15 protein-coding genes are annotated in these 23,753 nt (G+C 68.7%); 5 read left to right on the forward strand and 10 right to left on the reverse strand.

The features are described from left to right. Positions 1–181 precede the first annotated feature (181 nt). The gene (locus ACQEU8_RS19440; protein ID WP_433102750.1) at positions 182–1,114 is read right to left on the reverse strand and encodes an ADP-ribosylglycohydrolase family protein; all 933 of its coding nucleotides are present in this window, start codon (positions 1,112–1,114) and stop codon (positions 182–184) included. Positions 1,115–1,381: 267 nt separating this feature from the next. Here ACQEU8_RS19440 and ACQEU8_RS19445 point away from each other — a divergent pair, with 267 nt between their 5' ends. From ACQEU8_RS19445 to ACQEU8_RS19455, 3 genes are all read left to right on the forward strand, one after another. Continuing rightward, the gene (locus ACQEU8_RS19445; RefSeq protein WP_433102752.1) at positions 1,382–2,128 is read left to right on the forward strand and encodes a DUF1838 family protein; all 747 of its coding nucleotides are present in this window, start codon (positions 1,382–1,384) and stop codon (positions 2,126–2,128) included. A gap of 223 nt (positions 2,129–2,351) precedes the next feature. Next, entirely contained in the window at positions 2,352–2,807 is a 456-nt protein-coding gene (locus ACQEU8_RS19450; protein ID WP_433108572.1) for an N-acetyltransferase family protein, read from the forward strand. Positions 2,808–3,157: 350 nt separating this feature from the next. Further along, the gene (locus ACQEU8_RS19455) at positions 3,158–4,057 is read left to right on the forward strand and encodes a GNAT family N-acetyltransferase (RefSeq protein ID WP_433102754.1); all 900 of its coding nucleotides are present in this window, start codon (positions 3,158–3,160) and stop codon (positions 4,055–4,057) included. 468 nt (positions 4,058–4,525) lie between these two features. Here the strand turns inward: ACQEU8_RS19455 and ACQEU8_RS19460 are convergent, their stop codons facing one another. Then, positions 4,526–5,182: a winged helix-turn-helix transcriptional regulator gene (locus ACQEU8_RS19460; protein ID WP_433102756.1), complete on the reverse strand. Its 657-nt coding sequence runs from the start codon at positions 5,180–5,182 to the stop codon at positions 4,526–4,528. Between the two features lie 64 nt (positions 5,183–5,246). Here ACQEU8_RS19460 and ACQEU8_RS19465 point away from each other — a divergent pair, with 64 nt between their 5' ends. Together ACQEU8_RS19465 and ACQEU8_RS19470 are read left to right on the forward strand one after the other, a co-directional pair. Next, positions 5,247–6,188 (forward strand): alpha/beta fold hydrolase, encoded by a 942-nt coding sequence (locus ACQEU8_RS19465; RefSeq protein ID WP_433102758.1) that lies wholly within the window; start codon positions 5,247–5,249, stop codon positions 6,186–6,188. Between the two features lie 229 nt (positions 6,189–6,417). After that, positions 6,418–7,254 carry a maleylpyruvate isomerase N-terminal domain-containing protein gene (locus ACQEU8_RS19470; RefSeq protein WP_433102760.1) on the forward strand — a complete coding sequence of 279 codons (837 nt, stop codon included), beginning with the start codon at positions 6,418–6,420 and terminating at the stop codon, positions 7,252–7,254. A gap of 228 nt (positions 7,255–7,482) precedes the next feature. On the opposite strand, the gene ACQEU8_RS19475 is transcribed toward ACQEU8_RS19470, so the two are convergent. The 8 genes from ACQEU8_RS19475 to ACQEU8_RS19510 form a co-directional block, all read right to left on the reverse strand. Further along, a complete protein-coding gene (locus ACQEU8_RS19475) occupies positions 7,483–8,892 on the reverse strand; it encodes a glycoside hydrolase family 5 protein (protein ID WP_433102762.1) in 1,410 nt (469 codons plus the stop codon). Between the two features lie 182 nt (positions 8,893–9,074). Next, positions 9,075–10,421 carry an NAD(P)-binding domain-containing protein gene (locus tag ACQEU8_RS19480; protein WP_433102764.1) on the reverse strand — a complete coding sequence of 449 codons (1,347 nt, stop codon included), beginning with the start codon at positions 10,419–10,421 and terminating at the stop codon, positions 9,075–9,077. A 90-nt stretch (positions 10,422–10,511) separates the two neighbouring features. Beyond that, positions 10,512–11,486 (reverse strand): methyltransferase, encoded by a 975-nt coding sequence (locus ACQEU8_RS19485; protein WP_433102766.1) that lies wholly within the window; start codon positions 11,484–11,486, stop codon positions 10,512–10,514. Positions 11,487–11,614: 128 nt separating this feature from the next. After that, positions 11,615–13,747, reverse strand: coding sequence for a DUF1989 domain-containing protein (locus ACQEU8_RS19490; protein WP_433102768.1), 2,133 nt, complete (start codon positions 13,745–13,747; stop codon positions 11,615–11,617). 353 nt (positions 13,748–14,100) lie between these two features. Continuing rightward, positions 14,101–15,498, reverse strand: a complete 1,398-nt coding sequence (locus ACQEU8_RS19495) for a glutamine synthetase family protein (RefSeq protein ID WP_433102770.1) — start codon at positions 15,496–15,498, stop codon at positions 14,101–14,103. Positions 15,499–15,562: 64 nt separating this feature from the next. Continuing rightward, positions 15,563–16,996 carry an LLM class flavin-dependent oxidoreductase gene (locus tag ACQEU8_RS19500; protein WP_433102772.1) on the reverse strand — a complete coding sequence of 478 codons (1,434 nt, stop codon included), beginning with the start codon at positions 16,994–16,996 and terminating at the stop codon, positions 15,563–15,565. Positions 16,997–17,053: 57 nt separating this feature from the next. Further along, positions 17,054–17,926 carry an NAD(P)H-binding protein gene (locus tag ACQEU8_RS19505; RefSeq protein WP_433102774.1) on the reverse strand — a complete coding sequence of 291 codons (873 nt, stop codon included), beginning with the start codon at positions 17,924–17,926 and terminating at the stop codon, positions 17,054–17,056. A gap of 45 nt (positions 17,927–17,971) precedes the next feature. Then, a complete protein-coding gene (locus ACQEU8_RS19510) occupies positions 17,972–23,752 on the reverse strand; it encodes an amino acid adenylation domain-containing protein (RefSeq protein ID WP_433102776.1) in 5,781 nt (1,926 codons plus the stop codon). Position 23,753: the final 1 nt, after the last annotated feature.

A 23,753-nucleotide genomic window follows, 5' to 3' on the forward strand; every position in this document is an offset into this window, starting at 1 on the left:
TGGTCATCTACGGGTTCCGGGTCGTGCGGGTTCACCGTAACCACTGGGTACGCGCTGCGTCGCTCCGAGTCCTCGCCAACTTGTGCCCCGGCTGCGGCCGTCCGGGGGCCGTCCGCTGAGATCGCATGCCCTGTCTCACCCCCCAAGCGCACAGTCGGCCAGCGATGCTCGGCTGTCCCCGTCAAGTGTGACGACCGGCTGACCGGGAATCCCACCGGCTCCACACCGGGATGGCCTCCCGCGCTGCGAACCAGGCGGCCGGAAGTCCTCGGGTCCCTGTGCGGGCGGCGACGACGCCGCCCGCGATGGCGCAGGTCGTGTCGCGGTCCCCCCACCCGCCGAGCGTCTGCCACAGCGTTTCCGTCAGGTCGTCCAGGTGCCCGGCGGCCGACCACAGGGCGAAGGGCACCGTGTCCGGTGCCGAGATCAGCTTGCCGGAACCGAGCACCGCGGCGGCATGCCGCACCGAAGTGCGTGGTGGGAACCGCGCGGCCACCAGCAGCTTGGCGCGTACCTCCCCTTCGGGGACCTGCGCGGCCACCTCGCGCAGGAACTCCTCGCGCGGCGGAGCGTCCTGCGCCGCGCCCGCCGCCGCCAGCGCCGCCGCGACCGCGACCGCCACCGCACCAGCGACCGCCTCCGGGTGAGCGTGCGTCGCCAGTGCGGAGAGCCTGGCCTGCGCACGTACGTCCGCCAGGTCCTCGTGGAACCAGGCGCCCAGCGGGGCCACCCGCATCGCGGCGCCGTTGCCGTAGGAGCCCTGCCCGCCGAACAGCTCTCTCGTCACGGACTGCCAGTCCTCGCCGTCACCGATGCGCCGGAGGACACCGTGCATGGACGGCCCGTATTTGCGCCCCGGATCCTCGGCATACGCGGCGGCGAACTCCCGGGCCAGTCGGCCGGGGTGCACCTGACCGTACGCGGTCAGGTGCGCGAACAGCACGAACGCCATGGCGGAGTCGTCCGTCCACGCCCACGGCGCCGGGCGCAGCCGACGCGCGGTCCACTGCTCTTCCATGGGCTCCCAGGACCGGGTGAACCATCCGTCACCGAAGGCATCACCCATGGCGAGCCCGTCGAGGCTCTCGTGGGCGTGCCGGATGCCGTTGCTCATGACGATTCCCTTCAGTGCTTCGCCTGCCGCGGAAGCATTTTCCTGGCGGGGCGCGCCGTAAGCGAGGGGATTGCGCGCAGCGCCGACCGGCGCGTATCGCCCCGTGCTCGCCCACTGGGCGTCAGCCAAGGCGCTCCAGCGACCAGATGATCCGAACGTAACGGCCTGACGCCCGGCCCGTCATCGTGGCCGCTCTTCCCGGCCGCTTCCGCACCTGCCGGACTGATTCCCGTTCGGCCGAGGCGGCGGTCGAGCAGAGTAGTCCTTATGACGACACCCGCAGAGTTGCTCCGTTCCTTTGCCCGCACCCGTGCCTCGCTCGACGGCGAGGAGGTTACGTACTGGTGGTCAGGGGACGTGTACTCCTGGGCGCCCGACGAGCCCTACCAGCGCGTCTTCGGCTTCGAAGGTCTCAACGTCGCTCGCCTGGTGCGGGACGCCGAAGCCGGGCCGGACGCTTACCAACTGCTCACCCGCGAGGCCGCCTTCTTCCTGGACCCCGCCAGCCGCGAGATCCTGGAGAGCTGGCAGGACCTGCCGGTGGTGCACATCTGGAACGACCCGGCGAACCAGAAGTGGCGCCCCTTCCCGATCCCGGTGACCGAGCTCGGTCGGCAGGTCTGCTTCAGCCTGGAGATCCCGCTTTCCTACCCCTCGCCGCTGCCAGTGGCCGACTACCCCGTCCACTCGGCCGGCGACACGTACAAGGCTCTGGAGTGCTTCCAGTTCTTCGCCGACCGCGCCGATCTGGCAGGCCCGGCGCCCAGCGTCCCGGCCACCATGTCGTGGACGCGGATGTCCCCATGGCTCCCGTGGATGGCCCGCGGCCAACGGCCCGGCGGCCTCACCTTCCACTGCCGGGGCCGCAAGCTCGACTCGTACGCTGAGGTCCCCGAGCGCACTCGTACCTACATCGCCGACCACCACCCGGAGTTCGCCCACGCACCGGAGAAGTGGAGCGAGCCGAACGAGACCAGTTGGACGTACTTCCGCAAGCTCAATCCGCCGAAGTAGCCGCCGGGCACCTCACGTCGCGAGGAACCAGAAGTAACTGCAGATCCGGCACAGCATTCCCGAACGCAGACCAGGGGGCCGCCGACGGCACGGTCGCCGAGGCGGTCGCCCCGGCGGGTTCGTCACAGCGGGCCGTTGAGATGCTCGGGCCATGGACACGAGTGCGAGGGCGGACGGGATACGGCAGGGCCGGGCGGCGACCGGGATCGAGTCGGGCCGTCGCATGGCATGGGCACTGCGTTCCGCGGAGCCGACGGATGTCGAGGCGATCGCGGAGCTGCGGGCGACGGTGCTGCGCCCGGACCTGGAGCGGTTGGGGCGATTCGACGAGCATCGGGTCCGGCAGCGGCTGCGGGATTCCTTCTCCCCCCAGCACACATCGATCATCGTGACCGACGGCGCCTTCGCGGGCTGCGTCACATTGCGGCCCGCCGAGGAAGGGCGGTGGCTGGAGCATTTCTATCTTGCTCCGAGCCTCCAGGGCCGAGGGCTCGGATCGGCTGTCCTGCGAACACTGCTGGGCCGGATCGATGCCGACGGCGCGCTCGTCCGCTTGAACGTCCTGCAGGGCAGCGCCGCCCAGCGGCTGTACGAGCGCCACGGGTTCATCGTGGAGGTTCAGGACCCGGTCGACGTCTACATGGTGCGACGGCCAAGTGCGGGCTCACTCGGAACCTGACGAGGATTGTGAACCGCACCGGGCGAGCGCGGGCCCGCTCATGGCGTTGGGTGCTGCTGCGGCGCAACCGGCTGGGTGGCGACACGCCACCAGTGCGACTGCCGCAGGGCCAGGACCGTGTCGTCGCGGCTGGGTGTGATGAGCGTGGACTAGCGCCTGGCGCCGGAGGAAATCCGTGGACGGACCCGCGGAAGATCCCGTACGGTGTGGCTCCACGCCCTGAGATGGACGGAAGGAGGCGAGTGCCGTGCAGTTCACACCTTTCCAGCGCTCCCTTTTCCGCTGTCCCGGCGTGGTTCGCGAGTTCTGACCCGGGAGCGCTCCAAGCAGCCTGTATCCCGGAGGAATCCATGACCGATCCGGTCATCCGCGCGCTCTCCGCGAGCGACGCCCATCTCTTCGACGCACTCCCCGACCCACTGGGCGCCCGTGAAGGCCACCGGCGTACCCGGTTCCGCCCCGACTGGAAGCGCGTCGCCCTGCGCGACGGCGAGGTCGTCGCACGCGGCGCGTGGTGGGGCGGCCCCGAGGACTCGGAGCCCGTCAACATCAACTGGTTCGACGTGGCCGAGGGCGAGGAGGAGGCGGGGGCCGAACTCCTGCGCTCCGCTCCCTGGCAGGTCGAACTCGAGATCAACCTGCCCGGCGGCTGGCGGGACAAGCCCGACCTGCGCGCCGCCGCAGAGGCACGCTTCGCCGCCGCACGAGCCGCCGGTTACGAACTCCTGGTGGAACGCTTCCTGTACCGCTGGACCCCGGAACGAGGTCTGCCCGAGCGGCCCGGACGCCTGCGCTTCAGCGCCGAACCCGACGACGCCGTGTTCCTCGACGCGTTGCGCCGCATCCACTCCGTCACCCTGGACGCCCACGCGCTCAGGGCCATCGAGGAGGGCGGCCTCGACCAAGCCGCCCAGGAGGAACTCGACTTCTTCCACTGGTGCCCCTCCCCACGGGAGTGGTGGCAGATCGCGCACACGCCGGAGGGCGACCTGGCCGGCATCCACATCCCGGCCCACAACCCCTCCGGCCCGACCATCGGCTTCATCGGAGTCGTCCCGGAACAGCGCGGTCACGGCTACGCCTACGACCTCCTCGCGGAGTGCACCCACTTCCTCGTCGAGGAGGGCGCGCAGTTCGTCAGCGGAGCGACGGACCAGGGCAACTTCCCCATGGCCGCGAACTTCGCCAAGGCCGGCTTCCCCGTCGTCAGTGAACGCATCAACTTCCACCCGGCGGGCCAAGCGGCCTAGCGAGCAGTAGCACGCGGTAGCTGCTGTGAGTGGTCCGGTCCGGTCCGAGGGCAGGTCCGGACCACTTGTCAGTGCCCGGTGTCATGCTGGCCGACAGCGTGACCGGCAGTGGGCGAGGGAGGCGGAGTCGGGACGCGACGGAGAGGTACGGCACGTGCGGGGGCGTCGGTTCCGTGGGCGGCAGAGACCGCGCTGTCCTGCCATCGACGGCGAGCGCTCGTCGTCGGCCGGTGGGCGGTTCGGTGCGCCCCGCAGCCCAGGACGGCGGTGTCCAGAGCTCGTCGCCGTCCAACCGCTGCAACGCGCGGCGGATGGTCGACTCACACGGCGGGCGCCCACCTGCCTGCAGCGCCGCGAGGATCTACTCGAAGACGATGGCTGCCCGGAGGCTCCCTGTCCGGCGTGGCTTCGGGCCGCGCTGAGCGTCGATCGCCTGGACGTGTCCGCCCTACAGCGTGGGGTGAGCGGTCATCGGCGCACGGAGCCTCCGGCATCGGCGCGCCGGTGGGTGAAGACGGCTCGTACGGCAGCTTCATCGCCTTCGATGTCGATGAGCCCCAGGGTGTCGTCGAGGGTGAGCACACCCGCTGCCAGTCCGAGAACGATCGAGGCGTCAGCGCGTACGACGGCATCGAGACCGCGGCCATCATGCGGGGTCACCTCTACGCCTGAGCGCGTGGCCCGCACCTGGAGCACCTGGCCGTCGACCTCGATCCCCACCGTCGATGACCGGCGTGCAGGCGCCCTGCCGACGAGCAAGGCTCGGAGGGCGACGACGAGCCATTCGGCGCGGAAGCGGTCGCCGCCCGGCCCGCGCGTCATGAGCGGCGTGGACCAGCGGATGAGGCCCTCAATCGGCTCCCGCAGCTCGGCGCCCCATGGGGTGAGCGCGTACACGATGGCGTTGCCCTCCTCGGCCAGGCGCCGCTCGATCACTCCGGCGGTCTCCAGGTCGCGCAGCCGGTCGGCGAGCAGGTTTGTGGCCATACCGGGCAGCCCATCACGCAGCTCGCGGTAGCGAGCGGGACCTATCAGGAGCTGGCGGACGATGAGCAGGTTCCACCGGTCGCCCACGACATCGAGCGCCCGGGCGAGCCCGCAGTACTGGCCATAGCTTCGACTCATGACCCCTACTTTACAATCTCAAGTGCGCCTGACAGTATCCGCCCTCGGTGAGAGGAGGGTCGTCATGGCTGACGCGGGAAGGCCGGCCTGGGTCGACGACGAGCTGTTCCCGTTCGAGAGCCGCTTCGTCACCATCGACGGGCACACCGTCCACTACGTGGACGAGGGATCGGGGCCGACGCTCCTGCTGCTGCACTCCAACCCGACCTGGTCGTTTGTGTATCGCGACGTGATCCGTGCCCTGCGGGACGAGTTCCGCTGCGTCGCCCTGGACTACCCCGGCTTCGGACTGTCCTCGGCCCGCCCCGGTTACCGGTTTCTCCCCGAGGAGCAGGCGGCCGTGGTCGTGGCTTTCCTTGACCGCCTGGACCTGTCGGGCGTCACGCTGGTCGTGCATGACTGGGGAGGGCCGATCGGGCTGTCCGCAGCTGAGCAGCAGCCAGACAGGTTCGAACGCCTCGTTCTGGCCAACACGTGGGCGTGGCCGCTCAACGGCGACCTGCCCGTCGAGCTGGCCTCTCGCCTCCTGGGTGGACCGGTCGGACGCGAACTGACCAGGCGTTTCAACCTGTTCGTCAACGCGACGATCCCCGCCGGGCACCGGCTGCGAAAGCCGACCGCCGACGAGATGGCGCACTACCGACAGGCTCTCGCTACTCCTGGGCGACGTGGCGCGTCGGCTGTACTTGCCCGGCGCATCACCGCTGGCCGCGCTTTTCTCGCCGGTGTCGAGGCCGGGCTCCCAGATCTCGCGTCGCTCCCGGCGCTCATCGTGTGGGGCGACGCCGACCTCGCCTTCCGCGCCAGGGAGCGACAGCGCTGGGAGCAGGTCTTCGCCGACCACCGTACGGTCGTCGTCGAAGGCGCCGGTCACTTCGTGCAGTCCGACGCACCCGACCGGTTCGCGGCGGCGATCCGCGACTGGCGGTTCGCGCCGGGCCGGCGGCGCACACCTCCGGCTCGCGAGGACGTGGACGTCCGGCGGAAAGCGCCAAGGGAGCCGTAGTGGCCTACGACGTGCAACTGGCCGGCCGAGTCCGGGAGCTGCTGGTGGACGGCTTGCTTGTGGCCGAACGGACGATAGTCGGCGGATTCTGCTTTCCCGCAGCTGGCAGGGTGGCGGTGGCAGTGTCAGTGGCGACGAGTGGCCAAGGCGGCCTCTTGGCACGGGTGCGATGACAGAGACCCCATACCCCCAGGCGAGGCCAGACCCTGACGCCCAGAAAGGTACTGCCATGGTCCCGGCTCCGACGCACAGCGGTGCACCCGACACCCTGGCCCAGGCCTGTGCGGCATTGCGGGACGTTGTTCCCCGCCTCGTTGCACTTGTGCGCAGCGTCCCTGATGCCAACGCCGCCTCGGTCGGTACGTGGACGGTGGGCGATGTCGCGGCCCATCTGTCTCATGTCTTTCGCTTCGACACCGACGCCCTCGCCGGAAGACCGGTCCCGCAGGCCACAGTGACGTCGGCGGGAATGGCCGAGGCCAATGCGAAGATGTTGGCCGAGGACGGCGAACGGGACCCAGCCGTACTCGCAGATCGCATCGGCACGCTTGCAACCGAGTTCGACGACGTCGCCTCGCGTTCGCGAGCAGCCACCATCGGTTGGCTGCAAGATATCCGCCTGCCGCCCTCTGCGGTGGCGTGTCACCTGCTCGAGGAATGCCTGATCCACGGCCATGACATCGCCAGAGCCACTGGGCGCCCGTGGCCGATACGGCGTCGCCACGCTCTGCTCGCGGTCGAGGGCGGCGTGCTTCCGCTCATGGCGGCTCTGCCGCCCACTGCCTTCTTGGATCAGGAGAAGGCGGGATCCTTTCGAGCTCGGGTCGAACTGCGCCTGCGTGGGGGTGGACACACATTGCTCGTCTTCGACCGCGGTTCGCTGAAGCTCGACGCGGCGGGCGCACGTGACGTTGACGCTCACATCTCTGCCGACGCCCCAGCTCTTATGCTGGTGTTCATCGGACGACAAGGACTATGGAAACAGCTTCTTGAAGGGAAGCTCGCCGCTTGGGGTCCTCGGCCATGGAAGCTCCCCCGCATGCTCACCGTCATAAGCCCCCCGTAGCCCGCTCGCCGGATCTGTTCCGAACCACGCACTGGGTGGGCGGTGCGTCGTAGCCGAGCCAGGTGATCGCAGCCGAGGGGGTCGAGGGGTCGGCCTCGTGGGCTCTCCGCGCGATCGTCCGGGCGTTGTCCACGTCGCGGCCGGATCCCGAGGAGTCCCTGCTGGACTGGGCTGCGCTCGGGCCGGTATGCGGCCGCCGGGTCGTCGGGCGCATGCGGGCCGCAAGGCTCAGCGCGTGTTCCGGGGTGTGACGAGCACCGTCACCGCCGCGTCGGGCCGTGCGTGCACTCGTGCCGTCGCCGTCCGGTCCGGGGGGAGGACGGGCGTCGGAGTCGCCGCCGGGCCCGTGACCCGGACGCGCCATCCGCCCGGGCGTGGTGGTACGCGTACCTCGGTGATGCCGTGCGACGCTCGATACGTCAGTCGGTAAGTGTCGGTGGCCGGGGCGTGTTGCTCCGTGGTGATCGTGCCCGCCACGGCTGGGGCGTATGGGGCGGCCGTCTGCTCCTTGTTGGTGCGGAAGCGGCCCTTCTCATCGACGGCGCAGTAGCCGCCTCCGTAGCACCAGACGTAGCTAGCCCAGCCCGAGCTGTAGCGGTTCAGTGAGGTGAGCGCGTCGCGGTAGAAGCGGCCCATGTGGGGCAGGGCGTTGTTGAGCGGCCCCCACTCCCCCACGACCACCGGGACGCCGTACCGCGCCGGGTAGGCGGTCACGGCCGCCTCGTAGTCCTCGATCCAGCCTGCGGCGGGGTCGTAGTCGGCGCCCGCCTCCATCGCGGTGTTGTAGAAGTGCGGCGCGTAGACGACCTTGGGGTCGTCGATGCGGCCGAGGCCAGTCGGGATGCCCTCGCCCACGATCGGGGTCGGCTCGAAGAAGATCCAGTTGTCGTCGTCGACGGAACGGATGGCGTCCGCGAGGCGGTTGTACATCGGGGTGAGCTGCTCGGCCTCGATGTGCCGGGCCGCCGTCGGCAGGTCCTCGCCGGGCCGGATCTCGCCCATCGGCTCGTTGATCAAGTCGTAGCCGATGACGGCCGGATGGTCGGCGAACCGGGCCGCCAGGATCCGCCACATGCGTGCCTGAGCCTGCTGTAGGTCGGCGTCCGTGTAGAGGTGGGTGAACGCGCGCTGCACGGCCGGCTCGAAGTACTCGGAGAACCAGTCGTCGGGGTGCGGCTCGAAGGGCAGGCCGTCGGTCCTGGTGGCCCATGCAGGGATTCCGCGGTGTCCGAAGGCGGGTCCGAAGACGTCCTGGTGGGCGTCGATCAGTACATGGATGCGGTAGCGGTGCGCCCAGTCCAGGATGCGTTCGATCTTCTTCAGGTAGTCCGCACTGTAGTGGCCGCGCCGGGGCTCCAGGTCGTCCCAGAAGACCAGCAGCCGGGCGAAGTTGAAGCCCTGGTCATGCAGATCCTTGAAGTGGCGTTCGGTGATGGCGGAAAGCGCCTGCTCTCCCCGGTGCGTCTTGTCCTCGACGTTCCAGCCGCGCAGGGTGATCACCCGGCCGCGGTCGTCGGTGAGGCGGGGCGGCTGCGGTGGCCCGGCGTCCCCGCCAGTGGCGGCCGCGGGGGCGGTCGCCGCGGCCAGCAGGACGAGGCAGGCGAGCGTGGCGAGGGCGGCGAGTAGGCGTCGGTGCACGGGCGGACCTCCGGTACGGCTGTACGGTCGGTTCCTCGGTGGCGGAGATCCCATCAGCTGTCTGACGGCCCATCAAGAGGGCCTGCTTGGACCCCGGGGCGGGGGCGATGGAGCCCGCCCATGCGGCCGGCGCCTCCAGGTCCGTCGGCCGCCGGTCCGTGCCTCGTCTTGGTGGTTCGGGGTCAGCGCCGTCCGTCGAGGAACGTTGACATCGAGTCGTCCATGGCGTTCCACCATGGTGTGTGGTGGATCGACGCCTCGTTTCCGGTGCACGGCGAGGAGAACGCGCGGTCCCGATACTCGGTGATGCTCTCTTCCTTGTGATGCTCCCACTGTTTGAAGTGTGCGCGGGTGAGGTCGAGATCGAATTCCGGGTAGTCCACGTCCTTGATGAGGTCGCGGATGTGGTCGGCCTGGAAGTCGATTTGATCGAAAGCGCCGGCGAGAGCGTCCTCGCGCTCACGCCATGCAGCGATGTCACTGACCATCTCCTGGCGAGGGGGCAGGGGGATCCTGCCCAGCACCAAGTCGCGGGCGTACCACGCTTCCGCGTCGAACAGCGTCATCGTGTAGAACTGGTCCTGCATTCCCAGGTAGATCATCTTGGGGTTGTCCACCCAGAAGACCCCCTTGTACAGATCTGGGGTGTACAGGACGTTCTTCGTACGCAGCCGCAAGCTCTGCTCGATGAACGGGAACCGGTGCTGGTAGCCCGTGCAGAGGATGATCGCGTCTACCTGCCTGCTCGTGCCGTCCCTGAAGTGCGCGGTGCTGCCGTCGACGCCGGTGAGCAGCGGAACTTCTTCTATTCCCTCCGGCCACTTGAAGCCCATCGGGGCGGTTCGATAGGAAATCGCCACCGACGACGCGCCGTACTTCTTGGTCTGCAGGGCGATGTCCTCTGCCGAGTAGCTGCTGCCCAGGAGGAGCAGATTCTTGTCGGCGAACTCCCGTGCGTCACGGAAGTCATGAGAGTGCAGGAGGCGTCCGGGGAACGTCGAGAATCCCTCGTACATAGGCAGGTTCGGGACCGAGAAGTGTCCGGTGGCGACGATCACGTAGTCGAATTCCTCGGTCCGCGTCCGACCGCTGTCGAGCGCTTCCACCGTCACGCTGAACGTGTCCCTGATCGCATCGTGGGCGATCCATCGCACCCCGGTGTTGAACTGGATGAGACGCCGGACGTCGCTCTTCCTCGCCCGACCGGTGATGTAGTCGAACAGAACCTCGCGCGGAGGGAACGAGGGAATCGGTTTCGAGAAGTGCGCTTCGAATGAGTAGTCAGCGAACTCGAGGCACTCCTTCGGCCCGTTCGACCACAGGAAGCGGTACATACTGCCGTGAACTGGATCGCCGAACTCGTCGAGCCCGGTTCGCCAGGTGTAGTTCCACAGGCCGCCCCAGTCGCCTTGCTTTTCGAAGCACACCACCTCGGGGACGTCGGCCCCCTTACTGCGCGCCTGCTCGAATGCGTGCAACTGGGCCAGGCCGCTGGGGCCGGCGCCGACAACGGCAACACGCGACATCATGCGATCCTCTCTCCCGTCGCCCCGTGCCGGTGTCTGGGCGGGCACAGGGCCTTACGCTTCGGCCGGTTCAGAAATGGGCGGGTGTCCGATTCATGCGGGGGTTGCGACGATGACGCTCATGGGAGAGGAGGTGGGCCGGGTCTCGACGTGCCGCACGCCCGCCTGTTCGAGGAGAGCGAGAAATTCCGCCTCGGTACGGCTCTGCCCGGTCAGCAGCGTCATCATCACGATGTCCTCGAACTTGCCGAAGTGCGGTACATCGCCCTCGGGCAGCACTTCGTCGATGATGAGCAACCTGCTGCGCGAATCCATGGCTTTCCGCACATTGCGCAGGATTGTCACCGAGTCCGCGTCGTTCCAGTCGTGCATGATCCACGACAGGACATAGGTGTCGCCGCCGGTGGGCACCGAGCTGAGGAAGTCGCCGCCGACACACTGCGCTCGCTCGGACAGCCCGGCCGCCTTCAGATACGCCGCGGCCTCCGGCACCACCCTGGGCAGGTCGAACACGAGGGCGCGCATGCCCGGGTAGCGCTCCAGCAGGGTGCTCGCCAGGGCGCCCCTTCCGCCTCCGACGTCGACCAGGACGTCCACGTCGGACAGGTCATAGGAGTCCAGAGTCGCCGAGTTGACCATGCGGGACATGCTCGACATGGCGCCGTTGAAGAGGGCGCCCAGCTCCGGATGGTCGGCAAAGTAGCTCCACCAGTCCTGACCGTGCACGTGGTCGAACGCGGGTTTTCCGGTGCGCAGACTGTGGATCACATTGGTGAACGCGCGCTGGCGCTCGGGCATGCCGACGTAGCGGGCGAGGTCGCGCATCGAGCCGGGGACATCGCTGCGCAGCGTCTCGGCAAGTGGCGTCAGGGCGAAGCGCCGGGGGGTGACCTCGGTGAACACGCCGACGCTCGCCAGTGCCCGCAGCGCCCGGTAGAGGGCGTTCGGGTCGCTGCCGGTGGCGGCAGCCAGTTCGTCGACATGGCGCGGGGTGTGGCCGGCCTCGTCGGCGACACCCAGCTCGGCCACCGCGATGAGCAACTGGCTGACCAGAGAGCTGTACAGCATTTCGTACATGCGAACCCCGGGCGGCATATCACCGGGCTCACCCGCCGCAGACACCCCGTTGACATTGGGAACGGTCTCGGTCATGACTCCCTCTCTCGGGTCAGATGTGGTGATCGTCGCGGCGTTTGTCAGGAACGAGGCCGCAGTTTCTCCGGGTCGTAGAACGGAAACTTCACCACTTTCGCGGGAATGCGCTTGCGGTGACCGTCCAGTTTGCCGACTTCGACCTCGGTGCCGACCCCGGAATGTTCGACCGCCATCCGGCACAGGGCGATGTTCTTGCGCAGTACGGGCGACCGAGTGCCGCTGGTCACGACCCCGGTCCTGAACCGGCCCACGTAGACGCAGTCACCGTGCCCGGCAGGTTCGTTTCCCTCCAGTTCGAGGCCGACAAGTGTGCGCTGTGGATTGGCTTTCCGTTTCAGCAGTGCCTCCTTGCCGCTGAAATCGTCCTCCTTGGTCTTCAGGGGAACGGTGAAACCGACGCCGGCCTCGAAGGGATCGATCTGGTCATCGAACTCGTACCCGGCGAAGATCAGCCCTGATTCGATGCGCAGCATGTCCAACGCGTCCAGTCCCAGAGGGGTCAGTCGATGCGGCTTGCCCGCCTCGGCCACCGCGTCCCACAGAACCGGTGCATCCGCCGGGTGGCACCAGAGTTCGTATCCGAGCTCGCCGGAGTATCCGGTTCGGGAGACGAGCAGCGGGATGCCGTTGTGGTCGCCGATGCGCCCGATCGCGAATCGGAACCAGGTGAGATCGGTGAATGCGGGCTGGGTCGGAGGTGTCCAGATGATCTCTCGAAGCAGGTCGCGGCTCTTCGGCCCCTGCACGGCGATGTTGTGCAACTGGTCGGTCGAGTTCTTCACCCGGACTCGGTCGAGTCCGAGTTCGGTGGCCTTGTTGCGCAACCACGTGCCTGTGTATTCGTCGCCTACGACGAAGCGGAAGTTGTCGCAGCCAAGCCGGAAGACGGTTCCGTCGTCGATCATTCCGCCGGTCTCGCTGCACACCGCCGTGTATACGACCTTTCCCTGTGCGAGCTTGCGCATGTTCCTCGTCACCGATGCCTGCAACAGGGCCTCGGCGTCCGGTCCCACCACCTCGAACTTGCGCAGCGCCGAGAGGTCCATGACGGCCGCGTGCTCACGGCAGGCCCAGTACTCTTCGACGGCACCGTGTGCGTCGAAGCTCGACGGTGACCAGAATCCCCGGTATTCGGTGAACTGCCTGGTCAGTGCCGACGTCCGCGAGTGGAATCCACTTTCTCTGGTCAATTGCGGCTTCGCCTCCGGTGTCACCCGATGCGCGATCGCCGCCGAGAACTTCCGTTCGGCGGAGTAGACGCGTACGTGCACATCGGTCGGGTTCCACGCGTTCGACGGATCGATGTCGTCAGGACACGCTGAAGAGGCGCATACCAGATCGGTCATGGCACGCATCAGCACGTAGTCGCCCGGGCGGGACCACGGTTCGTCGAAGACCAGACAGTGATTGCCGTCGAACATTGTGTTGTAGAAGAGGTTCAGGGCCGGCCAGCCCTTACGAGGTGCGATGCCGTACGGCTGCAGCTCGCGGTTGAAGTTCTCGGTGCAGTTGGCGTGGCCGGGATAGCCGAGATCCTCGTAGTACTTGCTGTTGCACGCCAGACCGAACGTGTCGTGCCTACCGACGGTGTCACGGACGATCTCGACCAGCGGTTGCAGGTCCTGGTCGTAGAACTTCCCGTACAAGCCGGGCTGCGGATAGGCCCTGCCCATGAAATACCGGGTGGCGGTCGAATCCAGACCGCGTTCGATGCCGTCGTCGAGCCGGTGGCTGTGGAAGGCCAGGAAATCCGAGCACTGCCTGCCTTCGACATCGATGATCTGGATGAACTGCCCGGCGCGGACCCGGTAGCTCTGCGCGGTCGCCCGGTCGATCCGCATGTCCAGAACCGGTTCGGCGAGCGGCTCCGGCAGCGTCGGCCCGCGTTCCGGCCCGGTCGCCGACCGTCTGACCTCGACGGTGAGATCGGACGGCGGATTCTGCTCGTCGACCCGCATACGTCGGGCCGGGGCGGCGACGATGCAGATGGCGGCGCGCGTCGCGGTGAACTTCTGCCGGGCGCCCGCGGCGGAGTCCGGTCCGAACAGGCGCAGGGCGCTCGCCTCGGCCGGACGCAGGCCACGCCCGTGCAATACGTGGAGAACGGGTTCGCCATCCGGTGCCTTGCGCCCTTCGAGCTCTCGAAGGGTGGTTGCCGGGGAGTCCGCTGCCACCGTGAACGCCGCGAAGTCCTCTCCGACCACCCCGTCCGCCCCGTCCGCCCCGTCTGCTCCGAGCACGGTGACTTCAGCGGTCTGCCCTCCGTCGGGATCGATCACGGTGACCTCGTCCCCAGCCCCGACGGGCACTGCGGTCACCCCGCCGGGCCGCACCAGGTACAGCTCCAGACCGGGCTCCGGCGGGAGCAGCCCCGGCAGCAGGAGCCGCGAGGTTCCGGTCGCTGTGGTCGGGATGGCCGAGCCGGGGGTGTCCGGGTCGGCCGGGGTGGCTGACGGGAGAGTCAACGCCGGTCACCCTCACCGCGGGCTTGAATGCCGCGCATCATGCACTCCCCTCTGTTGACGACTCACGGAAGGATGTCGAGGTATTCCTTGACGTCCCATTCGGTCACCGCGGCACAGAACCGCTCCCACTCGTCGGTCTTGTGGTGGTGGAACACCCGGTACATGTCGTCGGGCAGCGCGTCCCGGACGACGGTGTCGGCCTCCAGTGCGCGCAGCGCGTCGCCCAGGTTCATGGGGATCTTCTTGACCTCCTTGCCGCCGGCCATCGCGTCGTAGATGTTGCGCTCTTCGGGCGGCCCCGGATCGAGGTTGCGCCGAATGCCGTCCTGCATTGCTTTCAGCAGCGCCGCGAGGGAGAGGTAGGGGTTGACCGACGAGTCGACCGAGCGGTACTCGAACCTGCCGGGGGCGCTGACCCGCAGCGCTGTGGTCCGGTTCTGATAACCCCAGTCAGCGAACAGGGGAGCCCAGAATCCGGCATCCCACAGTCGGCGATAGGAGTTGACCGTCGGAGCGGTGATACAGGTCAGTGCCTCCAGATGCTCCAGGACGCCGCCTATGGCATTCAAACCGATCTTGCTCGGCAGCCGCGGGTCGTCCCCTTCGGGGAGGAAGACGTTCTCGTCTCCCTGCCACAGCGAAATATTGTGGTGGCAGCCATTCGCGGAGACACCCGTGAACGGCTTCGGCATGAAGCACGGGTACACGTTCATTTCCCGGCCGACCTGCCGGCACACCTGCCGGTAGACGGTGAGGTTGTCCGCCGTGGTGCTCGCTTCGTCGAATGCGAAGTTCAGCTCCAGCTGGCCCGGGGCGTCCTCGTGATCGCCTTGGATCATCGTCAGCCCCATCGCCTCGCTGTACTCGATGACTCGATGAATCACCGGCTGCAGCTCGGAGAACTGGTCGATGTGATAGCAGTACGGCTTCGTCCTGCCCTCGACGGAGGGGGTGCCGTCCGGATTGAGCTTCAGCCACATCATCTCGGGCTCGGTGCCCACCCGTAGCTGCAGACCGGTTTCCCGCTGGAAGTCCTCGTGAATCCGTTTCAGATTGCCTCGGCAGTCGGACGACAGGAAGGCGCCCGGGTCTTCTTCCTCCTCGCGGCCCCGGAACAAGGTGCAGAAGACGCGCGCGGTACGCGGATCCCAGGGGAGGACGCGGAATGTCTCGGGTTCGGGGATGCCCACCAGCTCCCAGGCCCCGGCACCGTATCCGATGTACTCGCCGGCCCGGTCGGTGAACAGGTTGGCGGTCGCGCCGTACACCAGCTGGAAACCCGTGTCGGCGAACTTCTCCCAGCAGTGCGCGGGAGCGCCCTTGCCCATTACACGTCCGGTGACCGAGACGAACTGGAAATAGATGTACTTGACGTCGTGCTCGTCGATCAGCCCGCGCACCCGCGCGACTTCCTCGCTCCGGCCCGGCCGGCCGACGAAGTCTTCAAGATCTGTGCTCACCGTTGGCTCCTAGGGTTTGTCCCGCTGCCGTTGCCGGAGATGCCGTGGAACTCCGTAGTGCGTGTCACAGGCTCGCCCCCTGTGCCGTCGGCTGTGCTTCCTGGAATTCCCGCGTGTGCGGTGGGATGGGCCGGTGGGCGAAGCGGCGGCCGGGGTGGTCTTCGCGGAGCCGGATGACGCCGGGCCCGTACAGCTTTTCGCGCAGCGTGGATCCCTCGTAGTCGGTCCACATCACGCCGCGGCGCTGGAGTTCGGGGACGACGAGTTCGATGAAGTCGGCGATGTCCTGGTACTTCACCGCGTGCCCGATGTTGAATCCGTCCACGCCGGTCACGTCCATCCAGCGGATGAGCTCGTCGGCGACTGTGCGGGGTGAGCCGACGATGGTGGGGCCTGAGCCGCCGATGCCGATGAATTCGGCAATGTCGCGCGGGGTCCATTCCTTGTCGGGGTCCATCTTGGAGAAGAGGTCGACCATGGTCTGTCCGGCGCGGGTCTTGACGTGCTCGAGCGGCACATCGGGGGCCAGCTGGGACATGTCCAGCCCGCTCCAGCCGCTGTAGCGGGTCATCGCACCGGCGGGGTTGATGAGGCGGCGATAGGACTCGAATTTGGCTCGGGCGGCCTCGTCGGTGGGAGCGCAGACCACGTTGAGCATTTCCAGCACCTTGACGCTCTGGGGGTCACGCCCGGCTTCGGCGGCGAGCTTCCGCACCGTGTCGATCTGCCCTTTGAGCGCGGCCATGGACACGGCGTTGGCGAAGACCACTTCGGCGTGTGCCGCGGCCAGTTGCTGCCCCTTGGGCGAGCCGCCGGCCTGGAAGATGACCGGGGTGCGCTGCGGCGAGGGCTCGCACTGCGCGATACCGGGGACGGTGAAGTACCGGCCATGGTGGTGGATTTCGTGTACGCGGGCCGGATCGGCCCATACGCAGTTCTCCCGGTCGCGGACGACGGCGTCGTCTTCCCAGGACGCCTCCCACAGTTTGTAGGTGACTTCGAGATATTCGGCGGCCCGGTCGTAGCGTTCGTCGTGGGGCAGTTGCCGTCCCATACCGAAGTTGCGGGCTGCGCTGTCGGAGTAGGAGTTCACCAGATTCCAGCCGATACGGCCGTTGGTCAGATGGTCGAGAGTGGTGAACCGGCGGGCCAGCGCGTAGGGATGTTCGTAGGAGGTCGATGCGGTCACGCCGAAGCCGAGGTTGTCGGTGACGCTGGCCATTGCCGAGATCACCAGCGATGGGTCGTTGGCCGGAAGCTGGGCCGCGTCCGCGAGCGCTTCGGCGACGCTGCTCCGATATACGTCGTGATAGCCGGCGTTGTCGGCGAAGAAGATTCCGTCGAATCGGGCTTCTTCGAGAAGCCTGGCGTAGTCGGTCCAGTACCGCAGGTCCGTGTAGCGGTGGCCCCGGTCGTTCTCATGGCGCCACAGCCCTGCGGACAGGTGAGCCGGGCCCAGGAAATCGAAGGCGAACAGGCGCATACGCCGAGAGGTCATTGTCCTTCTCCCTTCACTGACCGAGGGATTGTGCGTGGGCCGTGCGCGGGACGGGATTCATGCGAGAAGCGGGCGCAGCACGGCGTGTGCCCAGGCGCCGAGGCTGGTCGGGGTCGTCGTCAGGACGCAGCGCTCGTCCTCGGGTGTGAAGTCCTCCGTCAGCCCGGCGGACATGCCGACGACCGCCTCGACCTGTTTGGCGCCGAGGCCGCTGTCGGAGAGTGCCTTCCTAAGCTCGCCGTCACCGATCTGCACGGCCTCGACCGGCCTGCCGGTGGCCTGCGAGACGATCTCCGCTGCCTGCGCGAATGTGATGTCGCACGGCCCGTGGACGGCCTGTACCTGCCGGCCCGACCATCCGGCATGGAGCAGCCTGGCGACGGCGACGTCTCCGATGTCGCGCGGGTCGACCCAGGGCATCGGGTGGTCCACCGGGAACGGAGTGGCCAGCACGCCCTGTCTGAGCTGGGGGAGGTTCATCAGGAGATTCGAGAAGAAGTAGCCGCAGCGCAGATGGGTGACCGGGATCTGCAGCCTGTCGAGCTGCTCCTCGGTCCGGGCGAGGCCGTCGATTTCGCCGACGCCGTGCCGTTTCTCGGCGCCCACGCTGCTCAGGAAGACGATCCGGCCGATGCCGTTGTGCTGAATGGCCCGTGCGGCATTGGCCCCCATCAAGGCATATGTGGCGACCGGGTCCGGGTCGAGATCGAGCGCCTCGGCCCAGAACAGCGCGTCGACGCCTTTGGTGGCCTCGACGACCGCGTCGGTGTCGCGTTGGTCGCACCGCACGGCGCGAACTTTCCCGGCGGTTTCAGGGCTGAGCTTCGAGGGGTCCCGGAGCAGCAATGTGGGCCGGACTCCTGCCTGGATCAGCAGCTCGGTGACTCGTGATCCCACCTTGCCGGTCGGTGTGGTGACGGCAATCCGCATGCGGTTCCTGCCCTTTCTTCACAGGTGGAACGGTCTCGATGCTGTTCACCCCGTGCGCTCCCTGTCGGGCATCAGTCCGTCGCCGTATTTCTCGACGAATTCGGTGATGATGGCGTCCTGGTCCCCGCGCGGGTCCCGGCCTTCGCACAGCGAGTGGAGCGCCGAGCTCAGCTCGCGATACGTCCGCTGCGCCGCGTCGTAGGGCGTGCTGGTGAATGCCACCAACTGGTAGAGGGGCGTATACAGCTCCGGGTGCAGCTCGTGCAGTCGCCTCTCCAGCGCGCGGTGCTGGAGGAACGACGAGTCGGCCACATGCGCCGAGAGCTCCTGGAGATTGCGCAAGGACAGTTCCGCCAGGGCATGGCCCGCTGAGACCCGCGATCGGCTGTACTCCTCGGCGACCTCCGCCACCACGGCTGCGCTCCCGTCGCGGGCTGCGAACCGTGCCCGCTCCAGCAGCCCCGACAGCGTGGCCGCGTCCTCGAAGCTGCAGTTGATGCCCTGTCCGAAGAACGGGACGACGGTGTGCGCCGCGTCCCCGACCAGCACCGCACGCCCGTGGTGGTAGGGGGCGCAGCTGATGATGCGGAGCCTGCCGGGCGTGCGCGTCATCAGCTCCTGACCGACCTCGGACATCCGGTCGAACACGTCGGGAAACTCGGTGGCGCAGTAGGCGCGGATCGCGCCGGGCGACGACAGTCCGGAGAACTGCCGCTGCGGAGCGTCGTGTGCCAGCGGCTTGAACAGGCTTGTGGTGAACGTACGGTCCCGGTTCGGCTGGGCCTGCAGGAAGTGATCGCCCCGCGGCCACAGGTGCATGCCCGTCGGGTCGGCGTCCCGGTACTCCATCGTGATCTCGGCAAAGCCGTGGTCGATGGTGTCGCGGCTCACCCACATGTCGTCGGGGTGCGCCTGGGCGATCGCCTCCCGCACCGCGCTGTTGGCCCCGTCGCAGCCGACCACCAGGTCGGTTGGCACCCACGCGGTGCTGCCGACGCGGTCCTGCATCAGCGCGGCAGGGCGGGCGGTGTCCACGTCGACGCACAGCTGCCCGTAGTGGATGCGGACGCCTGCCCGCAGCGCGTGGTCCCGCAGGATGTCCTGGAGGATCCGGCGCGGGATGGACAGCAGGTGGTGCGAGTCGGCGGTGCCGTAGGGCTGTGTGGAGATCGCGCCGTCGCGGTGGTGGATGATCCGCTTGTCCAGCACCAGGCCCTGCAGGTAGAGGCGGCGCTTGGCCGACCTGGGCAGGCAGTCGAGGCCGCGCGAGGTGAGGGTGAGGTTGAAGGAGTTGCCGGATCCCGGCTCGACCGCCTCGTCCTCTTCCTCCCGCTCGAAGACGTCCACCTGCACGCCCTGCCGGCGCAGCAGCGTGGCCAGCGCGCAGCCGACCGGGCCTGCGCCGACGATCACCACCGAGCGCTCGCCCGGCTCAGGCACCGTGCTCCTGAAAGGGACCCGGCCCGCCTCCGGAACCGCGCCGTCCACGCCGTCCACACCGTCCGCACCGACCGCACCGACCGCACGGAAGTACGCGAACATCCGCCGGAGCCATCGCGTATCGGCCGCCGGGATCGGACATCCCAGGTCGGCGAGGGCGCGCACGGACCGCTCGTTGTCGAACGAGAGGTCTCCGAGGCGCATCATGCCCTCGCGCATGAGGGGCACCAGGGGCCCGAGCCCTCGCTGCTGGTCGCCGGACTCGACCTGCCGTTCCAGTGCGGCCATCCACTCGGCGTGCGAGGTCGGGCGCACCGGGTATCCCTCCGCGCGGATCGTCTGGATGATCTCGCGCCAGGTGAGCCCGCGCGGGTGGAACAGATGCCAGTTCTCGTTGTCCGCCTCGGCCTCGGACAGCCGGACGATCGCCCTCGCCACGTAGTCCACGGGGAGCAGGTCGACGGCCGGCGTCTCGGCGATGTCCTCCGGGTAGCGGCCGAGCGCCGCGAAGCCCTTCAGCTGAAGCCAGAAGAAGTCGTCGTGCCGGCAGGCTCCGGTGCGGCTGTGTCCGCCGATGCGGCCGATACGGTGCACCGTGACGGGCAGGCCGAACTCCCGTGCCCGCAGCGCCAGGTGCTCGGCGACCCACTTGCTCTGCGAGTACCCGATCCCCAGCGACGCGGGGTCGCCCGGTACCGAGCGCTCCCCGACCGGGCCGGCCGTGGAGTCCGGCGGAAAGACGCCCAGGGTGGAGATCACGCGCAGCGGCGTGCGGTTGATCCCGCAGAATTCGAGGAGCCGCCGCATGCCGTCGACGTTCGTGTGCTTCACGGTGTGGTACGGGGCGACGAAGTTGATGTGGGCGGCCGCGTGGTAGACCTCGCTCACCCCGCGTGCCCACGCCTCGTACTCCTCCCCCAGGCCGAGCCGGGGCCTGGACAGATCGCCGGGGCAGATCTCGACCTCGTCGATCCTGGAGGCGTCGAGCGCGAACTTCCGGAACGCCGCGCGCAGCCGCTCCCGCCCCTCCTCCACGCTGTCGGCGCGGAGCAGACAGGCCACGCGGTGGCCGGTGCGCTGCAGTTCGTCGAGGAGATGGCTGCCGAGGAATCCGGTGGCGCCGGTGAGCAGGACGGTGGCGTCAGCCGGTTCGCTGCGCTCCCCCACCGAGAGGTCCCGCAGCTGGGCCTCCTGGCGCAGGTCCGGCAGTCCGTCGTCCCGGTCGCCGCCGAGGCTCCGTGCCATGCCGCGCACTGTGGGTGTGCTCAGGAGCGCCGACAGGGCGATGTCGCTGCCCAGCCGCTCCTTGGTCAGCCGGTGCAGCCGGACGGCGAGCAGGGAGTGTCCGCCCTGCTCGAAGAAGTCGACGTCCGGTGTGGCGGGCCGGTGCCCCAACACCTGCGCCCACATCTCGGCCATCGCCCGCTCGGCGTCGGTCCATTCCGCGCTCGTTCCGTCCGCGCCTTCGTCGGCGGAGTCCGGCCGGGCTTCGGCGTTCAGCAGCGCCTCCAGCGCCCGGCGGTCGGTCTTCCCGTTCGGTGTCAGTGGAAAGGTGTCGATGCGGGTGACCGTCCGGGGAATCATGTAGCCGGGCAGGACGGCGCCGAGGCGGGCCCGCCAGTCCGGCGGGAGCGGTGCGCCACTCTGCATGAACGCGTGCAGGACACGGTCACCTCCCGCGGGTACGACGATCACCGCCGCCGCGTCCACGTCCAGCTCCCGCTCCAGCGCGGCCTCGACCTCACTGGGCTCGACCCGGTATCCGCGGATCTTGACCTGATCGTCCTCCCGGCCGTGGTAGTGCAGCCGCCCGTCCGCCGCCAGCGCGACGATGTCCCCGGTGCGGTACATCAGCTGCCCCGGGACGAACGGATCGGGGACCATGGCCCGGCTCGTCTTCTCCGGCAGGCCGATGTACCCGGGCGAGACGACCGGTCCCGCGACGCACAGCTCCCCGTCGACCCCGAACGGCGCACGCTGCGCCGATTCGGCGTCGCTCAGCACGTACGCGTCGACACCGGCGACCACGCGGCCGATCGACGGGAGCGCCGGCCAGGTGTCGGGGTCAGCGGGGAGTCGGTCCTCGCTGCACAGGTGCGCCTCGGACGGGCCGTAGGCGTTGATCAGCCGGGCTTTCGGGTTGCGCCGGAACATCTCGCGCAGGTCGTCGGTCACCACCAGCCGCTCGCCCGTGACGTACACCTCGCGCAGATCCGGGAGGCACGCCCCGGACGACCGCAGTACGGCGGCGAGTTCGCGGAGCGCGACGTAGGGGAAGTACGCGCGCTCGATCCGCTGCTCGGCCATGAGCGCGGCCAGTTGCTCGAAGTCGGTGCGGGCGCAGGCCGGTGGGATGACGAGGGTGCCTGAGCTGCACAGGGTCCCGAAGACCTCCAGGGTGAACACGTCGAACGCCGGCGGCATGTACTGCAGGGTGTTCATCCGGCGCCCGGACGAGAGGATGTGCTGGTTGCGGACCAGGTTGGCCAGCGTGGCCTCCGGCAGCTCGACGCCCTTGGGGCGGCCCGTCGAGCCGGAGGTGTAGACGATGTACGCCGTATCGAGCGGCGTCTTCCGGTCCCGCTCGGGCGGCGTCCCCGCGCGGCCGATCCGGGACAGGTCGACGACCTCGAGGCCCTCGGGCGGCTCCACGCCCGCCATGGCGGTCCCGGCCGTGCGCACCAGGATCCGTGCGCCGCAGTCGTGCAGCACGAACCTCAGCCGCTCCGCCGGATGGTCGGCGTCGAGCACGACGTAGCTGCCGCCGGCCCGGAGGATTCCCAGGATCGTCACCACGAGTTCGGCACTGGGGCGCATCAGCACGGCGACGGGCGCGCCGTCGCGGACTCCCCGGTCCGCGAGATCCGCGGCCACCGCTTCGGCCCGGCGTGCCAGTTCGGCGTAGTCCGTCGTCACGCCGTCTGCCACGATCGCCGGGTCGGCGGGTGTCGCCTGGGCGCTCGCGGTGAACCGGTCCGCCGTCAGCTCGGTGCCCAGCTCCGGCGCATCGGCCCGGCGGGCGCAGAACCCGGCGATTGCCCGCTCTTCCTCGTCACTGGTCCAGCGCAGGTCGTGGACCCGCGTGTCCGGGTCGTCCAGCACGCTCTCGACCAGCGTCCTCAGGCGCTGGGCCAGATAGCCGGTGAAGCTCTCTCCGTCGTCCGCCGCGGTGGTGTGCTCGACGACCAGCGTGTAGTGGTCCGGCGTCTCGTCCACCAGGATCGCCAGGTCGTACTTGGCTCCTCCCGGCACGTGCTCCCAGGTGTCCGCTCCCCACTCGCGCAGGTCCAGCCGGCGGGAGCCGGACGGCATCACGGTGATCATGGCGTTGAAGAGGTCACCGGCGCCGCCGAGATCGGCGCCGGACGCCCGGAGTTCGGCCACCACCGCCTCCAGCGGGGTGTGCCGGTGCCGGAGCGCTTCGAGGATCTCGCGCTTCACCGCGCGGAGCACATCCCGCGCGCTCGCGTCGGCCGTCAGCCGGTGGCGGAGCACGACGGTGTTGGTGAGGTGCCCGATGACCTCGGCGTCCCCGGTGTCCCGCACGGTGACCGGGATGCCGAGGAGGATGTCGTCCTGGCGGGTCTGCCGGTGCAGCAGCACGAAGCCGAGGGCGACGAAGAACATGCTGGTGGTGATGGCCTCGGTGCGGCAGAACTCCGCCACACGCGCCGACAGCCCCTCATCGAGGGCGAGTTGCCGGGTGAGATGCCTGGCGGGGCCCTCCCCCGGCAGGCCGATCGGCGGCGGGGCCGGGGCGTCCGTCAGCCTGCCCCGCCAGTGATCCGGCGCCTCGGCGTTCGTGCACCGCTCGGACCAGCGCGCGTAGGAGTCGATGGCCTGGCGCCGCGCCCGCATGTCCGGTTCCCGGCCTGCCGCCAGCTCGGTGTAGGCCGCCTCCAGCTGGCTGAGGTAGGGCTTGAAGGACATGCCGTCGAAGACGGTGTGGTGGATGTTGAACACCAGCACACTGCGGCCCTGCGCTGTGAGGCGGAGGTGCCGTACGTGTACGAGGGGCCCGGCGAGCAGGTCGAACTTGGTCCCGGCGACCTCCGCCACCTGTTCGGCCACCCAGCCGTCGGGGTCGGGTCCCGCGTGGTCGCGCTCGTCGACGATCGGCTCCAGCCAACTGTGCACGAGCTGGCTCAGGTCACCGTCGGCGTTCATCTCGAACGTGGTGCGCAGCGCGGAGTGGGCCCGGTGCACGGCTCGCAGTGCCTCGACGAGCACGCTGTGGTCCAGCGGCACCCGCAGGGGAAGCAGCAGGGGCTGGTTGTACGCCGTGGGATCCGCGCCGTGGACGCTCGCGAACCATAGGCCGGGCTGCGCCGGCGAGGCGGGGAAGCGCCCCGCATCGATGGTCGGTCGGTTGCTCGGAGCGGTCATC

This window comes from Streptomyces sp. CA-250714 (assembly GCF_050936705.1).
In the GTDB taxonomy this organism is placed as follows: Bacteria; Actinomycetota; Actinomycetes; order Streptomycetales; family Streptomycetaceae; genus Streptomyces.